This window comes from Actinomadura decatromicini (assembly GCF_008121305.1).
In the GTDB taxonomy this organism is placed as follows: Bacteria; Actinomycetota; Actinomycetes; order Streptosporangiales; family Streptosporangiaceae; genus Spirillospora; species Spirillospora syzygii.
Window position 1 is genome coordinate 509167 of record NZ_VSRQ01000004.1, and the last position, 18766, is coordinate 527932.

14 protein-coding genes are annotated in these 18766 nt (G+C 72.2%); 4 read left to right on the forward strand and 10 right to left on the reverse strand.

Annotated features, from left to right (window positions below):
* Nucleotides 1-91: 91 nt before the first annotated feature.
* The 3 genes from FXF68_RS20855 to dnaG all read right to left on the reverse strand — a co-directional run bounded on the left by FXF68_RS20855 (nucleotide 92) and on the right by dnaG (nucleotide 3926).
* Nucleotides 92-547, reverse strand: a complete 456-nt coding sequence (locus tag FXF68_RS20855; protein WP_148761707.1) for a YbjQ family protein — start codon at nucleotides 545-547, stop codon at nucleotides 92-94.
* Nucleotides 548-750: 203 nt separating this feature from the next.
* On the reverse strand, nucleotides 751-1896 hold the full coding sequence (gene rpoD / locus FXF68_RS20860) for an RNA polymerase sigma factor RpoD (protein WP_148352988.1): 1146 nt from the start codon (nucleotides 1894-1896) through the stop codon (nucleotides 751-753).
* A 71-nt stretch (nucleotides 1897-1967) separates the two neighbouring features.
* Nucleotides 1968-3926, reverse strand: coding sequence for a DNA primase (gene dnaG, locus FXF68_RS20865; RefSeq protein ID WP_148761709.1), 1959 nt, complete (start codon nucleotides 3924-3926; stop codon nucleotides 1968-1970).
* 280 nt (nucleotides 3927-4206) lie between these two features.
* Here dnaG and FXF68_RS20870 point away from each other — a divergent pair, with 280 nt between their 5' ends.
* Complete coding sequence (locus tag FXF68_RS20870; RefSeq protein ID WP_148761711.1) at nucleotides 4207-5484, forward strand: ABC transporter ATP-binding protein; 1278 nt, start codon at nucleotides 4207-4209, stop codon at nucleotides 5482-5484.
* Here the strand turns inward: FXF68_RS20870 and FXF68_RS20875 are convergent.
* A complete protein-coding gene (locus FXF68_RS20875; RefSeq protein WP_148761713.1) occupies nucleotides 5465-5893 on the reverse strand; it encodes a MerR family transcriptional regulator in 429 nt (142 codons plus the stop codon). The genes FXF68_RS20870 and FXF68_RS20875 overlap by 20 nt on opposite strands.
* A 141-nt stretch (nucleotides 5894-6034) precedes the next feature.
* Here FXF68_RS20875 and FXF68_RS20880 point away from each other — a divergent pair, with 141 nt between their 5' ends.
* On the forward strand, nucleotides 6035-6904 hold the full coding sequence (locus FXF68_RS20880) for an LLM class F420-dependent oxidoreductase (protein WP_148761715.1): 870 nt from the start codon (nucleotides 6035-6037) through the stop codon (nucleotides 6902-6904).
* Nucleotides 6905-6950: 46 nt separating this feature from the next.
* On the opposite strand, the gene FXF68_RS20885 is transcribed toward FXF68_RS20880, so the two are convergent.
* From FXF68_RS20885 to ppdK, 6 genes are all read right to left on the reverse strand, one after another.
* Entirely contained in the window at nucleotides 6951-7412 is a 462-nt protein-coding gene (locus tag FXF68_RS20885; RefSeq protein ID WP_148761717.1) for a GtrA family protein, read from the reverse strand.
* A 67-nt stretch (nucleotides 7413-7479) separates the two neighbouring features.
* Entirely contained in the window at nucleotides 7480-8712 is a 1233-nt protein-coding gene (locus FXF68_RS20890) for an MFS transporter (RefSeq protein ID WP_148761719.1), read from the reverse strand.
* Nucleotides 8713-8766: 54 nt separating this feature from the next.
* A complete protein-coding gene (locus FXF68_RS20895) occupies nucleotides 8767-9993 on the reverse strand; it encodes an NAD(P)/FAD-dependent oxidoreductase (RefSeq protein WP_148761721.1) in 1227 nt (408 codons plus the stop codon).
* A 170-nt stretch (nucleotides 9994-10163) separates the two neighbouring features.
* Complete coding sequence (locus tag FXF68_RS20900; protein WP_148761723.1) at nucleotides 10164-11447, reverse strand: deoxyguanosinetriphosphate triphosphohydrolase; 1284 nt, start codon at nucleotides 11445-11447, stop codon at nucleotides 10164-10166.
* Nucleotides 11448-11496: 49 nt separating this feature from the next.
* Complete coding sequence (locus tag FXF68_RS20905; RefSeq protein ID WP_148761725.1) at nucleotides 11497-12303, reverse strand: YdcF family protein; 807 nt, start codon at nucleotides 12301-12303, stop codon at nucleotides 11497-11499.
* 83 nt (nucleotides 12304-12386) lie between these two features.
* Complete coding sequence (gene ppdK / locus FXF68_RS20910) at nucleotides 12387-15113, reverse strand: pyruvate, phosphate dikinase (RefSeq protein ID WP_148761727.1); 2727 nt, start codon at nucleotides 15111-15113, stop codon at nucleotides 12387-12389.
* 200 nt (nucleotides 15114-15313) lie between these two features.
* Here ppdK and FXF68_RS20915 point away from each other — a divergent pair, with 200 nt between their 5' ends.
* Complete coding sequence (locus tag FXF68_RS20915) at nucleotides 15314-17200, forward strand: glycoside hydrolase family 15 protein (protein ID WP_246178831.1); 1887 nt, start codon at nucleotides 15314-15316, stop codon at nucleotides 17198-17200.
* 406 nt (nucleotides 17201-17606) lie between these two features.
* A complete protein-coding gene (locus FXF68_RS20920; protein ID WP_148761729.1) occupies nucleotides 17607-18743 on the forward strand; it encodes a septum formation family protein in 1137 nt (378 codons plus the stop codon).
* The last annotated feature ends 23 nt before the right edge of the window (nucleotides 18744-18766 follow it).

An 18766-nucleotide genomic window follows, 5' to 3' on the forward strand; every position in this document is an offset into this window, starting at 1 on the left:
TCACCTAAATTAGCTAAGCCTCACCTGAACGCGTCAAGTGGCCCCCACGTGAGTGGGCGGTCGAGCGGACCGACCAGGGACCGGCCAGGGGTCAGCGCGGCCTGTCCTGGAGGCCCATCGTGAGGTTGCGGGCGACCATCGGCGGCCCGCCGGGCTGCGGCTCGCCGTACGGCGGCATCTGCTGCGGATGCGGCTGCTGCTGGGCGGCCTGCTGGTGCTGCGCGGGCGCCCGCTCGACCCAGACCGCCGTCCCGTAGGCGCAGACCTCGATGCCGCCGCCCACGGCGGCGGTGTCGAAGCGCATGCCGACCACCGTGTTCGCGCCCCGGCGGCTCGCCTCCTCGCCGAGCCGGTCGACCGCCTCGCGGCGGGCGGCGGCGAGGCCCGCCACCGGCCGCTCCCCCGTCACCCGGAACGTCGCGCTGCTCCCGCCGTGCCCCGGCTGCGGCGCGGCACCCTGCTCGGCCTGCACGGCCGAGCCGAGGACCTCACCGAGCACGCTCTTGATCTCGTACCCCGCCACGCCGTCAGTCGTCACGATCAGCATGGTCACCACGGTAGATGACGGCCCGGACGGAACGCGACGCATCGGCGCGGAGCGGACATCGTCCCGACGGGACGCCCGGCCCGTGAGACGCCCGGCCCGTGAGACGCCCGGCCCGTGAGACGCCCGGCCCGTGAGACACGACCGTCCTCCCGAGGGTGCGTCCGGGAGGACGGTCGTGCCGGACGTCGTCCGCGCCGCTCTCGTCAGTCCAGGTATTCGCGCAGCATCTGCGCGCGGGACGGGTGGCGCAGCTTCGCGAGCGTCTTCGACTCGATCTGGCGGATCCGCTCCCTCGTCACGCCGAACTCCCGGCCCACCTCCTCCAGGGTGCGCGGATGCCCGTCGGTCAGGCCGAAGCGCAACTGGATGATGCGCTGCTCCCGCTCCGACAGCGTGCCGAGGATGTCCTCCAGTTGGTCCTGGAGAAGGATGAACGCCGCCGCCTCGATCGGGACGACGGCGTCGGCGTCCTCGATGAAGTCGCCGAGGTCGGAGTCCTCCTCGCCGATCGGCGACTGGAGCGAGACCGGCTCCTGCGCGATCCGCTGGATCTCCACGACCCGGACGGGCGACAGGCCCATCTCCAGGCCGATCTCGTCGGGGCTCGGCTCCCTGCCGAGGTCCTGGTGCATCTGCCGCTGCACGCGGACGAGCTTGTTGATCGTCTCGACCATGTGCACCGGGATCCGGATCGTGCGCGCCTGGTCGGCGATCGCCCGGGTGATCGCCTGCCGGATCCACCAGGTGGCGTAGGTGGAGAACTTGAACCCCTTCGTGTAGTCGAATTTCTCGACCGCGCGGATCAGTCCGAGATTTCCCTCCTGAATGAGGTCGAGGAAGAGCATTCCCCGGCCCACGTAGCGTTTCGCGATCGAGACCACCAGCCGGAGATTGGCCTCGATCAGGCGTTGCTTCGCCCGCGTGCCCTCGCGGGAGAGCTGTTCGAGGTCGAGCAGTTCGCCACGGGCGAGGACGGCGGTCTGCGCCATCTTCTCCTCGGCGAACAGTCCCGCCTCGATCGATTTGGCGAGTTCTACTTCATCTTCTGCCGTTAGAAGCGGTACGCGACCGATCTCTCTCAGGTAGATCCGAACCAGGTCGCTCGTCGGCGCCCGCTTGCCGAGGTCTCCCTCGTCCGCTCGCGCGACGTCCTCGGTCTCCTGCTGAGACTCGAGGACGTCCACCCCCTGCTCTGCGAGCATCCGGACGACCCGCTCCAGCGAGTCGTCCGGCAAGTCCGAGCGATCGAGCGCGGCAGCGACGTCCTCGACGGTCACGCCGCCGCGTTCTCTGCCGCGTGCGACGAGGTCCGCCACCTGATCAACCGATGGCGCCTCGCTTGGCAGCACCGAAGGGCCCACGAGGACAGTCTGCGTCAAATGGGGTCTAGATCACAGGACCCATTTTGCGGTCTCTTGACTTACTGTGACCCAAGCCCTCGCTCCCGCAACACCCGTCTCTGCTGCTCAAGCGCGACAAGATCGCCGAAGAGGCGGTTGTACTCCTCGGGGGCCTCGACCGGATTCAGCCGCCCGAGTTTAGATTTCGCGTCGGCGATCATGCGAGTGAGCTGGCGTTCCTGTATTCGGGCGAGCAGTTCTACGGCATAGCGGTCGTCCGAATCCTGGGCGGCTCGGGCCGGTTCCACGCCGAGTTTCGTGATCAGGTCCCTCACCTGGTCGTTCGGCGCCCGCTCCAGCAGGTGCGACACCCACTCCTGGACCGCGCCCGCCGCCGTCACCCCGCCCGCCGCCGCGATCACGGCGCGCACCGCGGCGTGCGGCGGCGCGATGAACGCGTCGGCCGGCACGTCGTCGAAGGCCGGGCCGAGCAGCGCGGGCCGCTGGACGGCGAGTTTCAGCAGCTCGCGCTCCCGCTGGACCTCCGGGTCGTGCGGGTCGAAGGCGGGCCGCGGCGACGCGTCCGGGGCGCCGCGCCCGTTCTCCGCGCGCGCGTCGCCGAGGTCGCGGCCGCCGCCGGGACGGCCGTTTCCGGCCCGCCCGTTTCCCGGCCTTTCGCCCCCCTGCCCCGGACGGCCCTGCCGCCGGTTCGCGAGCTCCCGGACGCGCCGCAGCACGAACTGCTCGTCCATGATCCCGAGCCAGCGGTCGAGGTTGACCGCGTACATGTGGCGGCGCGAGCGGTCCTTGATCGCGGCGACGACGGGGGCCGCGGCGTCGAGCGCGCCGAGCCGCCCCTCGACCGTGTCGAGGTCGTGCTGCTCGATCGCGCTGCGCACGGCGAACTCGAACAGCGGCAGCCGGGACGCGACGAGGTCGCGCACGGCCGCGTCGCCGTGCCGGACGCGCAGGTCGCACGGGTCGAGCCCGTCCGGCTGGACGGCCACGAACGTCTGCGAGACGAACTTCTGCTCGTCGTCGAACGCGCGCAGCGCGGCCTTGCGCCCGGCCGAGTCGCCGTCGAAGGTGAAGATCACCTCGCCGCGGAACTCGTCCTGGTCCATCAGGAGGCGGCGCAGCACCTTGATGTGGTCGTCGCCGAAGGCCGTCCCGCAGGTGGCGACGGCGGTCGGGACGCCCGCGAGGTGGCAGGCCATCACGTCGGTGTAGCCCTCGACCACGACGGCCTGGCGGCGGCGCGCGATCTCCTTCTTCGCGAGGTCGGCGCCGTACAGCACCGAGCCCTTGTGGAAGAGCGGCGACTCGGGGGTGTTCAGGTACTTGGGGCCGTCGTCGTCCTCGTAGAGGCGGCGCGCGCCGAACCCGATGACGTCGCCGGACAGGTCGCGGATCGGCCACATCAGCCGCCCGCGGAACCGGTCCATCGGGCCGCGCCTGCCCTCCTTGGCGAGGCCGCCGGAGACGATGTCGCGGTCGGCGAAGCCGCGCCCGCGCAGGTGCCGGACGAGGCCCTCCCACTCGCGGGGCGCGAAGCCCACGCCGAAACGCTCGGCGTCGGCGGCCTCGAAGCCGCGCGCGGACAGGAACTCGCGGCCGATCGCGCCGTCCGGCGAGCGCAGCCTCTCGGCGTAGTACTCGGCGGCGGCCTTGTGCGCCTCGATCAGCCGGGCGCGCTGCCCGCCGTCCTGCCGGGGGCCGCGGCCGGGCCCGCCGTCCTCGTAGCGGAGCTGGACGCCCGCCTGCGCCGCGAGCCGCTCCACCGCCTCGGCGAACGTCAGGTGCTCGATCTCCTGGACGAACTTGATGACGTCGCCGCCCGCCTCGCAGCCGAAGCAGAAGTACAGCCCGCGCGCGGGGGTCACGTTGAACGAGGGGGACTTCTCGTCGTGGAACGGGCAGAGGCCCTTGAGATTGCCGCCGCCCGCGCTGCGGAGCTGCAGGTACTCGCCGATCACGGCGTCGATGGACGCGCGCTCGCGGACGAGCGCGATGTCCTCGTTGCGAATCCTGCCTGCCACGACGTAGGAGTCTACGGCGGGCCCACGACATCCGCCGCCGCGCACCGGAACCCGCGCACCGCCCGCCCCGCCCCGCCGCGCATGGTCCATGTTCCGCCGGGTCCCCGAGGGCGGGGCTTAGGGCCAGCAGTCTGGATCATCCTGACATGACCGGAATTCCGGTTTTCATGGCCGGACTCGGCCGGATTGACGGCGGTCCGGGCCGGATCGACTATGGACAAACGGCCCGTCGCGCGATGTGATGACGAGCCGAGATTTTGCTCACACGCAGGCGGAGCCGATGACGGATGTAGTGCTCGACGGCGTCGACAAGGTGTACCCGGGAGGTTTCGAAGCCGTCCGGAACGTACGCCTGCGGATCAACGACGGCGAGTTGTTCGTCCTCCTCGGGCCGTCCGGGTGCGGCAAATCCACCATTCTGCGGATGATCGCCGGGCTGGAGGAGATCACCGGCGGCGACATCTGGCTCAACGGCTCCGTCGCGAACGACCTGTCGCCCCGGGATCGGAACGTGGCAATGGTGTTCCAGGAGGGCGCGCTCTACCCGCACCGCACGGTCAAAGGGAACATGATGTTCCCCCTGGAGGTGTCCGGGGACGACCGCGCCGAGGCGCACGCGAAGGTCCTCGAACTGGCCCGCGCGCTCGGCATCAACACGATGATCGACCGGCTGCCGCGCACGCTGTCCGGCGGCCAGCGGCAGCGCGCCGCGATCGGCCGGGCGCTGATCCGCGAGCCGTCGGTGTTCCTCATGGACGAGCCGCTGTCCAGCCTCGACGCGGGCCTGCGCACCGAGCTGCGGGTCGAGATCGCCGGGCTGGTGCGCTCCAGCGGCACCACCACCGTCTACGTCACGCACGACCAGGTCGAGGCCATGACCATGGCCGACCGGATGGCGGTGCTGCGCGACGGCGTCCTGGAGGACGTCGGCACCCCCGAGCAGATCTACGCCGACCCGGCGACGGTGTTCGTCGCCGCGTTCCTCAGCTCCCCGCCGATCAACCTGCTGCAGGCCACGCTGTGGGCGGTCGAGGGCGAGGGGCTGCTGCTCGACTTCGGGCCGCAGCGGCTGACCGTCCCCTGGGAGGACCCGCGCGCCTCCTCGCTGATCAGCCACCACGGCCAGTCGGTCATCGTGGGCATCCGCCCGGACACGCTCGTGCCCATCGCGCCGGGGACGCCCGCCGCCCCGGGAACGGTCCTGTCGGGGCAGGTTCGCGCGCTGGAGTTCCACGGGCACGAGTGGCTCGCCTACGCCGAGGCGGGCATCCCAACCGTGGACGCGGCCGAGATCGGGCGCCCGCGCCGGCCCGCGCCCGCGGCGCCGGAGCGCCCGGGGCTGCGCGACCGGGTGCGCGAGCTGCTCGGCCGCCCGGCCCAAGGCGTGGAGGCGGTCGAGGAGGAGCACGCCGGCCACCACCGGCGGTCCGACCTCGTGTTCCGCATCGCCCCCGGCAACCGGCCGAACCGCGGCGACCACGTCGCGCTGACCGTCGACCTCGACCGCGTGCTGTTCTTCGGCGCGAACGGGCGGCGCGTCAACCCCGTCCTGCGGTAGCGGCCCCGGTCGTGGTGAGGTCGCCCTCGTCGCGCTGCGCCGCGCAGGCCCCGGTGAGCGCGTCGCCGTAGATGCCGATCTTCCACTTGATCCGCGACTGCTGCTCGCGCAGCAGGGCGATCTGCTCCTCGACGCGGCGGTCGTGCGCCTGCAGCAGTTCGAGCCGCTCCGCCACCGTGCCGGGGACCCGGGCCAGCTCGGAGTACCTGAGCATCTCGGCGATCGGCATGCCCGTCCCGCGCAGGCAGCGGAGCATTTCCAGCCAGGACAGGTCGTCGTCGCTGAACACCCGGCGGCCGGACGCGTTCCGCGCGATGCCCGAGAGCAGGCCGATCTTCTCGTAGTAACGCAGCGTGTCGATGCTGAAACCGCTCTTCTCGGCGGTCTCGGCCGGAGAGTAGGAACCCACGCCCTCCAGACTCCCACCTGGAGTGCACTCCAGGTCAAACGTGGGCACGTCCTCTACTTGACCTGGAGCGCGCTCCAGGACGCACAGTGAGGTTCGGCACGGCCGCGAAACGAAGAGCCATGAGACGAAAGGCGTGCGCCAATGCGCGTTGGACTTCAGATTCCCAGTTTCACCTTTCCCGGCGGGCCCGAGCAGATCGCGCCGGTCTTCGGGCGGATGGCCCGCGAGGCGGACCAGGCGGGACTGCACTCGCTCTGGGTGATGGACCACTTCTTCCAGATCCAGGGGGTGGGCGCGTCCGAGGAGCCGATGCTGGAGGGCTACTCGGCGCTCGCCTACGCCGCCGCGCTCACCGAGCGGATCACGCTCGGGACGATGGTCACCGGCGTCACCTACCGCCACCCCGGCATCCTGGTCAAGACCGTGACCACGCTGGACGTCCTGTCCGGCGGGCGCGCCTGGCTCGGCATCGGCGCGGCGTGGAACGAGGAGGAGTCGCGGGGGCTCGGCGTCCGGTTCCCGCCGACCGCGGAGCGGTTCGAGCGGCTCGAGGAGACGCTGCGGCTCGCCCGCCAGATGTGGGACGGCGACGAGTCCGCGTTCGAGGGCGCCCACTACGCGCTGGAGCGCCCGCTGAACTCGCCGCCGCCGGTGCGCCGCCCGCACCCGCCGATCCTGGTCGGCGGCGGCGGGGAGAAGAAGACGCTGCGGTTCGTCGCCAAGTACGCCGACGCCTGCAACCTCTTCGACTCCGACGAGCTCCCGCGCAAGCTGGACGTCCTGCGCGGGCACTGCGAGCGCGAGGGACGCGACTACGCCGAGATCGAGAAGACGTCGCTGTCCCTCATCACCGGCCCGGTCTCCCTGGACGAGGTCGTCGACACCATCGGACGGCTCGCCGACGCGGGCATCGACCAGGCGATCTTCTCGCAGGGCACCGGGCAGGACCTCGCGGGCGTCCTCGGCGAGGCGCTGGCGCGGACGGAGAAGATCGTCCCGGCCGGGCGCTGAGCCCGAGGGGCCACGCGCGGCCGAGGGGCTACGCGAGCCCGAGGGGCTACGCGGCGGCGGGAGTGAACACCCACTTCTTGTACGACCAGTAGCGGAACGCCGCGCCGAACGCGACGCCCGCGAGCAGCCCGCCGTTGTAGGCGACACCGCCGTGCAGGCCGAGGGTGTAGTACGTGAAGCCGGTGCAGAGCACCGAGATGAGCAGCCCGACGCCGTTCAGCGCGAAGAAGATCGCGACCTCCCGGCCGGAGCCGTCGCTGTCCCGGTGGCGGAACACCCAGTAGCGGTTGAGCAGGTAGGACGCGAACGTGGACACCACGGTCGGCACGGCGACGCTGGTGACCGGGCTGCCGCCGAGCCAGGCGCGCATCAGGTTGGCGCCGAAGATCATGATCAGGGTGCCGACGACCCCCACGAAACCGAAACTGAGCAGTTCGCCGAGGAAGGTGCGGTACGCCGGGGCGGTCGCGGCCGTTTCGGCCGGTCTCGACCGCTGTATGGTGCTCACTCGCCCAGACCTTACCTGAGTAGGACATTTACCAATGTCACAACCCGGCCAAAAAGGGTAAGACGCTTTACCGTTCCGGGGCGGCGGCGTCCGCGGCGGCCGTCGCGGGGGCGCTCGCCGAGGCCGCCGTCCCGGCCGCGGGGGCCAGCAGGACGATCAGCCCGACCAGCCCGACCGGCACCGCCAGCGCCCACGTGAGCCCGACGCCCTGCGCGACGAACCCGATGACCGGCGGCCCGCCGAGCAGTCCCAGGTAGCCGACCCCGGTGACGCGGGAGATCCCGGTCGCCGCGGGCACGCCGGGAACGTTCCCCGCCGCGCTGAACGTCACCGGCGCGACCACCGCGACGCCGAGGCCGAACACCGTGAACCCGCACACGGCCGCGGCCGGGTGCCCGGCGGCGAGCCCGAGGCCGAGGCCGAGCGCGGCGAGCAGCGACCCGGCGCGCAGCACCGGGACGGGCCCGAACCGCGCGACGACCCGGTCCCCGGCGAGCCGTCCGAGGGTCATCGCGACCGCGCAGCCGGCGAAGCCGAGCCCGGCGGCCCCCGGCCCGGTGCCGAGGTCCTCGCGCAGGTAGACGGCGCTCCAGTCGGCCATCGCGCCCTCGCCGACGAACGAGCACAGGCCGATGACGCCGAGCATGAGCAGCGGCCACCGGGACGCCCGCACCGCGGCGGCCGTCCCGGACGGGCGGTCGTCCGGCACGGGGACGGCGTCCAGGGTGTCGTGGGACGGGTCGAGCAGGTCGCGGCAGCCGACCGCGATCAGCACCGCCAGCACGGCGGCCGCCCCGGCGAGGTGCATCGGGACGGGCGCCCCCGCCTGCGCCATCCCGGAGCCGACCAGCGCGGCGACGAGCGTCCCGATGCTGAACGCGCCGTGCAGGCCGGACATCAGCGGGCGCCCGTAGCCGCGCTCGACGGCCACGCCCTGGGCGTTCATCGCCACGTCCATCAGGCCGAGGGACGCGCCCATCAGCAGCAGCGCGACGATCAGCGCGGGAAGGTCCCAGGCCAGGCCGAGCGGGACCAGCGACGCCGCCCCGGCGAGCCCGCCGCCGATCGTGGTCGCGCGGCTGCCCCAGCGGGCGACGATCCGCCCGGCGAACCGGACGGCGATCACGACGCCGACCGGCGCGCCGAGCAGCGCGACGCCCATCATGCCCGCGCTCAGCCCGAGGTGCTCCTTGATCTGCGGGATGCGGGCGACCCAGGCGGTGCCGAACGTCCCGTGCGCCGCGAACGCCAGCGTGACGGCGACCCGGGCGCGGCGGAACGTCGCGATCTCCGTAACCACCCACCCGACTGTACGTGGCTTACCAGGGTGAGATCATCCCGGTCTGCCGGAGATTCAGCCGAGTTCGGCGAGCGGGACGGCGGGGTCGGCGAGCCGGTCCGCGTCCACCTGCGCGCCGGAGCGGATGAGCGCCTGGATGTCGCCCGTGACGTCCCACACGTTGACGTTCATCCCGCCCACGACCCGGCCGCCGGACAGCCAGAACGCGATGAACTCCCGGCCGGGGACGTCCCCCCGGTACACGACCCGGTCGTACTCCCCCGGCGACGCGACGCCCGACATCTCCATGCCGAGGTCGTACTGGTCGCTGAAGAAGTACGGGACGCGGTCGTACACCACGTCCTGGCCGAGCATGGCGCGGGCGGCGGCGGGACCGCCGTTCAGCGCGTTCGCCCAGTGCTCCACCCGGATCCGGCGGCCGAGCAGCGGGTTGAAGGCGTTGGCGACGTCCCCGGCCGCGTAGATGTCCGGGTCGGACGTGCGCAGCGACTGGTCGACGAGGACACCGTCCGACACGTCGAGCCCGGCCTCCTCGGCGAGCCGGGTGTTCGGCCGGACGCCGATCCCGACGACGACGACGTCCGCCGGCACCTCGGCGCCGCCGGAGGTGACCACCGCCGACACCTGCCCGGCGCCCCAGAAACCCGCGACGCCCTGGTCGAGCCGCAGGTCGACGCCGTGCTCGCGGTGCAGGTCGGCGAAGACGCCGCCGAGCTCCGGGCCGAGCGCGGCGTGCAGCGGGGCGGGCTCCGGCTCGATGACCGTCACCTCGTTGCCGTGGGAGCGGGCGGCGGCGGCCGTCTCCAGGCCGATCCAGCCCGCCCCGGCGACGACGACGCGCCGCCCGCCGGGCGCGAACGCCTGCTTCAACTCCGCCGAGTCGGCCATGGTGCGCAGATAGTGGATGCCCTGGAGCTTGGCTCCCGGGACGTCCAGCCGTCTCGGGGACGCGCCCGTCGCCAGCAGCAGCTTGGTGTAGCGGATCGGCTCCTCGGTCGACAGCCGGATCTCGTGCGCCTCCCGGTTCACGGCCTCGACGGTGACGCCGAGCCGCAGCTCCACGTCGTGCTTGTCGTACCAGTCGGCCTCGTGGACGTGCGCCTTGTCGCGGGGCTCCTTGTCCAGCAGGAAGCCCTTGGACAGCGGCGGCCGCTCGTACGGCCGCTCGATCTCCTCCCCGATCAACAGCAACCGGCCGGTGAAGCCCTCCTGGCGGAGCGTCTCCGCCGCCTTGGCCCCGGCCAGGCTGGCGCCGGCGATCACGAACGTCTCCTCGGGCATGACGACCTCCTGTAGTTGACCTGTTGCTATCCCTACAGCGGCCTCCGTAACGAGACAAGGGTCAGCGTCGGGAGCGTCCCGGCGTGTTCGGCGTCCCGGCGGGTTCGGCGTCGGCCGGATCGGTGCGGCCGTCAGGCCCGGTCGTCAGGCGGTGCCGTCAGGCGGTGCCGTCAGGCGGTGCCGCCGAGCAGGCGGTGCCGCGCCATCGCCGACAGGTCGGTCAGCGAGGCGATCTGGTCGACGACGGCGCGCAGCCGCCCGGCGTCGTCGGACGCCTCCTCGAACGCGGCGCGGAAGCCGGGTTCGAGGGTCCCCGGCGCGCCCGCGAGCGTCAGCTCGGCCAGCTCGGTGATCAGCGTCCGCTGGCGGGCCCTGACCTCCTCGTGGCTGATCCACACGTAGTGCGCGGTGATGCCCTTGAGCAGGGCGTTCTCCAACCGCTGTACGCGCGGGACGATCAGCTCCGCCGCGTACCTGGTGAGCGGGCGGTCGCCGTAGGCGGCGCGGGTGGCGGTCTCGGCGGCCATGCAGAACCGCCCGATCAGCGTGCTGGTGAGGTTCTTCAGCGCGGCGAGGCTGCGCGGCGTCCCCTCGTAGCGGTCCGGCCAGTACGGCTCGGCGAGCAGCGCGGCGAACCGCTCCTCCAGCTCGGCGAGGTCGGCGTCCGGGCAGTACAGCTTGGCCGCCGTGGTCGCGACGAGCCGCCGCTCGGCCGGGTCGGCGAGCCGGGCGAAGTCGATGTGCCCGGCGACGAGCGCGTCCTCCAGGTCGTGGACGGAGTAGGCGACGTCGTCGCTCCAGTCCATGACCTGGGCCTCGAAGCACGTCCGGCCGGGTTCGACGCCCTCCCGGACCCAGGCCGCCACCGGCATGTCGTCGTCGTAGATGCCGAACTTGCCGTTCACCGCCTCGGCCAGCGGCCACGGGTACTTCATCGCGGCGTCCAGCGCGGCGCGGGTCAGGTTCAGGCCGACGCTGCGGCCGTACAGGGGCGGGCCGTCCGGCGCGAACGACTTCGGCTCAAGCCGGGTCAGGACGCGGAGGCTCTGCGCGTTCCCCTCGAACCCGCCGCAGGGACGGGCGACGACGTCCAGCGCCGCCTCCCCGTTGTGCCCGAACGGCGGGTGCCCGATGTCGTGGGACAGGCACGCCGCCTCCACGAGGTCGGGGTCGCACCCGAGCGACTTGCCCAGCTCGCGGCCCACCTGGGCGCATTCGAGCGAGTGGGTGAGCCGGGTGCGCAGGCTTTGCACGGTGTCGGGGGCGGTGTCCGCGCCCGGCGAGGCGACCTGGGTCTTCGCGGCGAGCCTGCGGAGCGCCGCGCTGTGCAGGACGCGGGCCCGGTCGCGCTCGAAGGCCGTCCGGTCGCGCCGCTTGGCGGGCTCGCGGGCCCATCGCTCCCGGTCGCGGCGCGCGTAGCCGCCGGTGCTCGGCTCGGTGGAGGTGCTCGTCATGGCCCTTTCCAGGGTAAGCGGGCGCGTCCCGGGACCGGCGGCATCGCGATCAGGGGCCGGACGGCGTCGCGGTCGCGGACGGGTCGATGTGGATGCGCTTGATCGTCTCACTCGGCGTCTTCACGCTCTTGCCCAGCAGCACGTACGACAGGTAGCCGCCGGTCTCGCGGACGATGTAGTGGAACTGGGTGTCGCGGGTCTGCACGCTCGGCCCGCTGCGGGTCGGGGACGCCGCCGCCTTGATCCCGCTGTCCTCGGCCATCTTCTTGGACCGCAGCCCGTGCCACGGGTCCGTGACGATCACCGCGGACGACCAGTGCCGCCGGTCGAACTCCTTGCCGACGGCCTTCATGCTCTCCAGCGTGTCGCGCCCGACGGGCACCGCGACGACCTTGGCGGCGGGCACCCCGCCCTTCGCGATCAGCCAGTCGCGGCCGGAGCCCGCCTCGGTGAAGTTGTCGCCGGGCGCCTTGCCGCCCACGGTGACGATCGCGGGCGCGACGCCCCGCCGGTAGAGGTCGAGCGCGTGCTGGAGCCGCCATTTCAGCGTCGGGGACGGCACCCCGTTGTACTGGGCGGCGCCGAGCACGACGATCGCGTCGGAGCGGGGACGCTCGTCCTGCCTGGCCTGGTACCAGATCCGCAGCCCCACGGTGAGCGGGGTGAGGACGGCGATGGCGAGCAGCCCGGCGAAGACGGTCACCGGGATCGTGATCCACGGCGACCGCCTGCGCCGCCGCCCGCGGCGGCGCAGGCGGCGGCGCGGCTCGTCGTCGTGCTCGGCTGGGTCTGGCCCGTCGGCGTCGGCGGGCTCGGCTTCGGGCAGGCTCTCCGGCAATTCCACTTCCAACGTCATCGCATCGGACACACTAATTAGATGGTCCGGCACGCGCGTCGGGTTCGGTGATTCAGCGTGTCAGCTGCCTTTTCCGGATATGGTCACCTGCTGTCCCCGTCTCCGGCGCCGCCTCCCGTCCCCGATCCGGACGCGGCCTCCGCCGCCTCGATCGCCGCGCGCCCGGCCTCCAGCCGCGCGACGGGGATGCGGAACGGCGAGCAGGACACGTAGTCCAGCCCGGCCTCGTGGCAGAAGTGCACCGAGTCGGGGTCGCCGCCGTGCTCGCCGCAGATGCCGAGGTGCAGGTCGGGGCGGGCGCGCCGGCCCTCCTCGACGGCGATGCGGATCAGCCGTCCGACGCCCTCCCGGTCGAGCGTCTCGAACGGCGACACCCCGAAGATGCCGAGCTCCAGGTACTGGGAGAAGAACGCGGCCTCGACGTCGTCGCGGGAGAAGCCCCAGGTCGTCTGGGTGAGGTCGTTGGTGCCGAAGGAGAAGAACTCGGCGGCCTCGGCGATCTGCCCGGCGGTCAGCGCGGCCCTCGGCAGCTCGATCATCGTGCCGATCAGCGCGGGGACGTCGACGCCGGACGCCTCCGCGACCTCGGCGAGGATGCCGCGGGCCTCGTCCCGGACGGCCTCCAGCTCCTGCACCGCGCCGACCAGCGGGATCATGATCTCCGGGCGCGGGTCGCCGCCCGCCCGGCGGCGCGCCGCCGCGGCCTCGGCGATGGCCCGGACCTGCATGCCGAAGAGCCCGGGGATGACCAGCCCGAGCCGGACGCCGCGCAGGCCGAGCATGGGGTTCTGCTCGTGCAGGCGGGTGACCGCTTCGAGCAGCTTGCGGTCCTTGGCGTCCGCGGCGTCCCCGGCGAGCGCGACCTTGACCGACAGCTCGGTGATGTCGGGGAGGAACTCGTGCAGGGGCGGGTCGATCAGCCGGATGGTGACCGGGAGGCCGTCCATCGCCTCGAAGATGCCCTCGAAGTCCTGCTTCTGGAGGGGTTCGAGGGCGTCCAGCGCGGCCTTCCGGCCCTCGTCGTCCTCGGCGAGGATGAGCTGCTCGACGAGCTGCCGCCGGTCGCCGAGGAACATGTGCTCGGTGCGGCACAGCCCGATCCCGGCGGCGCCGAACCGGCGGGCGCGGGCGGCGTCCTCGGGGGTGTCGCAGTTCGCGCGGACGTGCAGCCTGGCCCGCGCGTCGGCGTGCTCCATCACGCGGTGGACGGCGCTGACGAGGTCGTCGCCGTCCCCCTCGGACCGCTCGCCCTCGAAGTACCGGACGACGGGCGAGTCCTCGACGGGCACCTCGCCCAGGTAGACGTCGCCGGACGACCCGTCGATGGAGATCACGTCGCCCTCCCGGACGGTGACCCCGCCGGGCGCGGTGAAGTACCCGTCCTTGACGTCGACGTCGAGCTCCTCGGCGCCGCACACGCAGGTCTTGCCCATGCCCCGGGCGACGACGGCGGCGTGCGAGGTCTTCCCGCCCCGGGAGGTCAGCACGCCCTTCGCGGCCACCATCCCGGCGAGGTCGTCGGGGTTGGTCTCGCGGCGGACGAGGATCACGTCCTCCCCCCGCTCGGCCAGCTCGACGGCGCGGGGCGAGGTGAACACGGCCTTGCCGACGGCCGCGCCCGGCGACGCGTTCATGCCCTTGGTGAGCTTCGTCACCCCGTCGACCTTGCTCGCGAAGCGCGGGAACATGAGCTGGGCGAGCTGGTCGCCGGTGACGCGGCGGGCGGCCTCGTCCATGTCGATGAGGCCCTGGTCGAAGAGCTGGCAGGCGATGCGGAAGGCCGCCGCCGCCGTCCGCTTGCCGACCCGGGTCTGGAGCATCCACAGCTTGCCGCGCTCGATCGTGAACTCGATGTCGCACATGTCGCGGTAGTGGTTCTCCAGCGTCTCCATGATCTCGAGGAGCCGGTCGTAGGACGCCTTGTCGATCCGCTCCAACTCGGTCAGGGGGACGGTGTTGCGGATGCCCGCGACCACGTCCTCGCCCTGCGCGTTCTGCAGGTAGTCGCCGTAGATGCCCTGCTGGCCGGACGCCGGGTCGCGGGTGAAGGCGACGCCCGTCCCGGAGTCGAGGCCCATGTTGCCGAAGACCATCGAGCAGATGTTCACGGCGGTGCCGAGGTCGACCGGGATGCGCTCCTGCCGCCGGTACAGGATCGCGCGGGGGGCGTTCCAGGAGTTGAACACCGCCTCGACGGCGAGGTCCATCTGCTCGCGCGGGTCGGTGGGGAACGACCGCCCGGCCTGCTCCTTGACGATCGCCTTGAACCGTCCGACGAGCTCCTTGAAGTCGTCGGCGGTGAGGTCGCCGTCGCTGTCGGTGCCCCGGGCGCGCTTGACGTCCTCGATCGCGTCCTCGAACAGGTCGCCGTCGACGTCCAGGACGGTCTTGCCGAACATCTGGATCAGGCGGCGGTAGGAGTCCCACGCGAAGCGCTCGTCCCCCGCCTGCGCGGCGAGGCCGTGCACGGACTCGTCGTTCAGCCCCACGTTGAGGACGGTCTCCATCATCCCCGGCATGCTGAACTTGGCCCCGGACCGGACGCTGACCAGGAGCGGGTCGTCGCTCTGGCCGAGCCTCTTGCCCATCGCCGACTCCAGCGCGGCGAGGTGGGTGTTCACCTCGTCGGCGAGCCCGGCGGGCAGGGTCCCGTGGGCGAGGTAGTGTCGGCACGCCTCCGCGGTGATCGTGAACCCGGGGGGGACGGGCAGCCCGAGGTTGGTCATCTCGGCCAGGTTGGCGCCTTTGCCGCCCAGCAGGTCCTTGAGGTCCTTGTTTCCCTCAGTGAAGTCGTACACGAACTTCGGCACGGAGAGCTCCTTCCGCCCTGTTTGCGGGGACTGTACCCGCGAAGTCGCGCATTGTTCGGCGCCCGGTCGCCGGGACGGCGTTTTACCAGGTCAGACCGGGCATAGTGGTCTATTCCAATTCGGACCAACAGGGATCAACCCGGACACGGAGGCGTACCCACTCGGCGCGAGCGGGAATGATGGATCACGGAGGTGAGGCTGTGAGGCCGAAGGTCGCCGGCGGCCGGGCGGGAGACCCGTTCGCCCCGATCGCCGATTTCGGATTCCTGTCGGACTGCGAGACGACCGCGCTGGTCGCGCCGAGCGGCAACATCGAGTGGATGTGCCTGCCGAAGATGGACTCGCCCAGCGTCTTCGGGTCGATCCTGGACCGCGACGCCGGGTACTTCCGGGTCGGCCCGGCGGGCGTGGAGGTGCCCGCCGCGCAGCGGTACGTCCCCGGCACCATGGTCATGGAGACCACCTGGTGGGTGCACGGCGGCTGGCTCGTGGTGACCGACGCCCTGCTGATGGGCCCGTGGCACCACGAAACGGAACGTTCCCATACGCACCGCAGGGCCCCGACCGACTACGACGCCGACCACGTCCTGCTGCGGATGGTGGAATGCGTGAACGGCCAGGTCCAGGTCAGGCTCGACTGCATGCCGGTGTTCGACTACGGGCGGATCCCGGCCCGCTGGGAGCATGCCGGGGCGGGCTACCACGAGGCCGTGGCGCGCGGCGACGGCCTCGGGCTGCGCCTCACCACCGACATGAACGTCGGGTTCGAGGGGTCGCTCGCCACGGCCCGGACGCTGCTGAAGCAGGGCGAGTCCCGGTTCGTGGCGCTGTCGTGGAGCGAGCACGCGGCGCCGTCGTCCTGGGAGGACGCGCGCGAACGGCTGACCTGGACCGTCCACCACTGGCAGCACTGGCTCGACCGTGGCCGGTTCCCCGACCACCCATGGCGCAGCCACCTGCAGCGCAGCGCGCTGACGCTGAAGGGGCTGACGTTCGGGCCGTCCGGTGCGGTGGCCGCGGCGGCGACGACGTCCCTGCCCGAGTCGCCCGGCGGCGACCGCAACTGGGACTACCGCTACACCTGGATCCGCGACTCGACCATGGCGCTCTGGGCCTTCTACACCCTCGGCTACGACTGGGAGGCCAACGACTTCTTCTACTTCATCACCGACGTCGCCGAGGCCGCCGAGGGGCGGCTCCAGATCATGTACGGGCTGGACGGCCGCGAAGAGCTCCCCGAGTCGACGCTCGACCACCTCGCCGGGTACGACGACGCCCGTCCGGTCCGGATCGGCAACGAGGCGTACAAGCAGGCCCAGCACGACGTGTGGGGCGCGATCATCGGCTCGATCTACCTGTTCGTGCGCAAGCGCGACCGGCTGGACGACCGGCTCTGGAAGATCATCATCAAGCAGGTGGAGGACGCGCTCGCCAACTGGCGCGCCCCCGACCGCGGCATGTGGGAGGTGCGCGGGGAGCCGCGGCACTTCACCTCGTCCAAGGTGTTCTGCTGGGTGGCGGCCGAGCGCGGCGCCCGGCTCGCCCGCATCCGCGGCGACCGCGACCGGGCCCGCCGCTGGCAGGCCGCCGCCGACGAGATCCACGCCGACGTGCTCGCGCACGCGCTGGACGAGCGCGGCGTCTTCACCGCCCACTACGGCGCCTCGGCGCTGGACGCGTCCGCGCTGCTGATCCCGCTGCTCGGCTTCCTCCCGGCGGACGACAAGCGGGTGCGGGAGACCGTCCTCGCCATCGCCGACGAACTGTCGGAGGACGACCTCGTCCTGCGCTACCGCGCCGCCGAGACCGACGACGGCTTCGACTCCGACGAGGGCACCTTCACGATCTGCTCGTTCTGGCTGGTCAGCGCACTGGTCATGATCGGCGAGCTGGAGCGGGCGCGGGCGCTGTGCGAGAAGCTGCTGTCCTACGCGAGCCCCCTCCAGCTCTACGCCGAGGAGATCGACCCGCACACCGGACGGCACCTCGGCAACTTCCCGCAGGCGTTCACCCACCTGGCCCTGATCAACGCGGTCATGCAGGTGATCAGGGCCGAGAACGACGAGCCCCACTCCCCGCTGGCCTGACGGCGGCCGGCGGTCCGGATGATCACAACCTGACAACTGCTGTCAGAACACCCGTTCCGACCGGTTCGTCCCGGCTACCGTTCCGGCCGTGATCACACCACCCGCCGCGGGCGACGACGGACCGGACGCACACGGATGGCCGCCGCCCAACCCGCCCGCGGCCACGCCGGGCCCTCACCGCCCTCCGGCGGCCCCCGCCCTCGGGAGGCCGCCGGACGGGTCGCACCACCGCGCCGGGGCCGTTCACCGGGCGCCGCGCCAGACGACGGGACGGCCCGCGCCGCGGAGGTGATGTGGTTCACTCTAAAGTACAGGAGTATCCACCTATGATTTCTAATCGATCACGAGTTGGCGACGGGCCATCGGAAACGGATCTTCCGCCGGGTGCGCTGGCTAGCTTTCTGCCGTGACGACGCCACCGCCCATTGACGACGACGCCGACGAGCCCGTGCCCGGTCCGGCCTGGGCCATGCCCGGCGAGCCGCCGGTGGAGTCCGCCCTCCCGCCAGGCGGCCCGGCGCTTCCGGGCGCGGCGCCCCACGGCCCCGGGCCGCTGCCCGGCGGTCCGCCGCTTCCGGGGGCCGGGCCCCGGCGGCGGACGAACCCGTTCGCGATCGTGGCGCTGTTCTGCGGGCTGTTCGGGCTCGTGCTGTTCGCGATCGGGTTCGCCGTCGCCGCGTTCGTCCAGACCGGGCGCCGCGGCGAGCGGGGCAGGGGGCTCGCCGTGGTGGGCCTCGTCGCGGCCGCCGCCTGGGTCGCGGTCATCGCGGTCGTGGTCGTCGCGACGTCGCTGCTCACCGCGGACCGCGACGAGGCCGGGCACGTCACGGGCAAGGACAGGCTCCTGCCCGGGATGCTCCGCGTCGGCGACTGCTTCACCGGGCTGGAGGGCGTCTCCAGCAGGTCCCCCATCACGGCCCTGCCCTGCTCGCGGCCGCACGAGGGCGAGGCCGTCGCCGAGCTGCGGCTCCCCCGCGACCCGTGGCCCGGCGACGGGGAGGTCCTGGAGCGGGCGAGCGACGCGTGCGACTACAAGACCGCCCGGTTGAGGAAGAGCCGGTACGCCGAGCACCTGGAGGCGTATGCCATCCCGCCGAACAAGCCGGGCTGGGACGCCGGGGACCGCCGGACGCTCTGCATCCTGCGCTACATCGGCCCGGTGAAGCTCACCGTGCCGCTCGCCGAGACCATCGATCCGCACAAGAGGCTCTGGCGGGAGCTGCGCCGCGGCGACTGCCTCGCCGCCTGGTCGGAGGGTTCCATCGTCCAGAGCGTCCTGCCCTGCGACGAGGCGCACTGGTCGCAGGTGTACGCCGTCTACAAGCTGCCCTCCGGCCCGTACGCCGGGGAGAAGGCGCTCCAGCGGAAGGTCAAGGCGGGCTGCACCGCGCGCTGGTGGGACGGCTTCGACGTCCGCGAGCATCCGCAGCTGGTGCGCTTCGCGTACCCGGTCGCGAACGAGTGGGAGGCCGGGGTCCGCACCGCGGTCTGCCTCGGAGAGGCCGACAAGAAGCCCCTGAAGAAGTCGCTCCTGCGGCACTGACCGGTGGCCCCCGGCACCCGCCG

Bases quoted from the DNA above. Each gene is read 5' to 3' on its own strand.
- FXF68_RS20855 (WP_148761707.1), bottom strand. From the start codon at position 547: ATGCTGATCGTGACGACTGACGGCGTGGCGGGGTACGAGATCAAGAGC.
- FXF68_RS20870 (WP_148761711.1), top strand. From the start codon at position 4,207: ATGACGGATGTAGTGCTCGACGGCGTCGACAAGGTGTACCCGGGAGGT.
- FXF68_RS20880 (WP_148761715.1), top strand. From the start codon at position 6,035: ATGCGCGTTGGACTTCAGATTCCCAGTTTCACCTTTCCCGGCGGGCCC.
- FXF68_RS20895 (WP_148761721.1), bottom strand. From the start codon at position 9,993: ATGCCCGAGGAGACGTTCGTGATCGCCGGCGCCAGCCTGGCCGGGGCC.
- FXF68_RS20900 (WP_148761723.1), bottom strand. From the start codon at position 11,447: ATGACGAGCACCTCCACCGAGCCGAGCACCGGCGGCTACGCGCGCCGC.
- FXF68_RS20905 (WP_148761725.1), bottom strand. From the start codon at position 12,303: ATGACGTTGGAAGTGGAATTGCCGGAGAGCCTGCCCGAAGCCGAGCCC.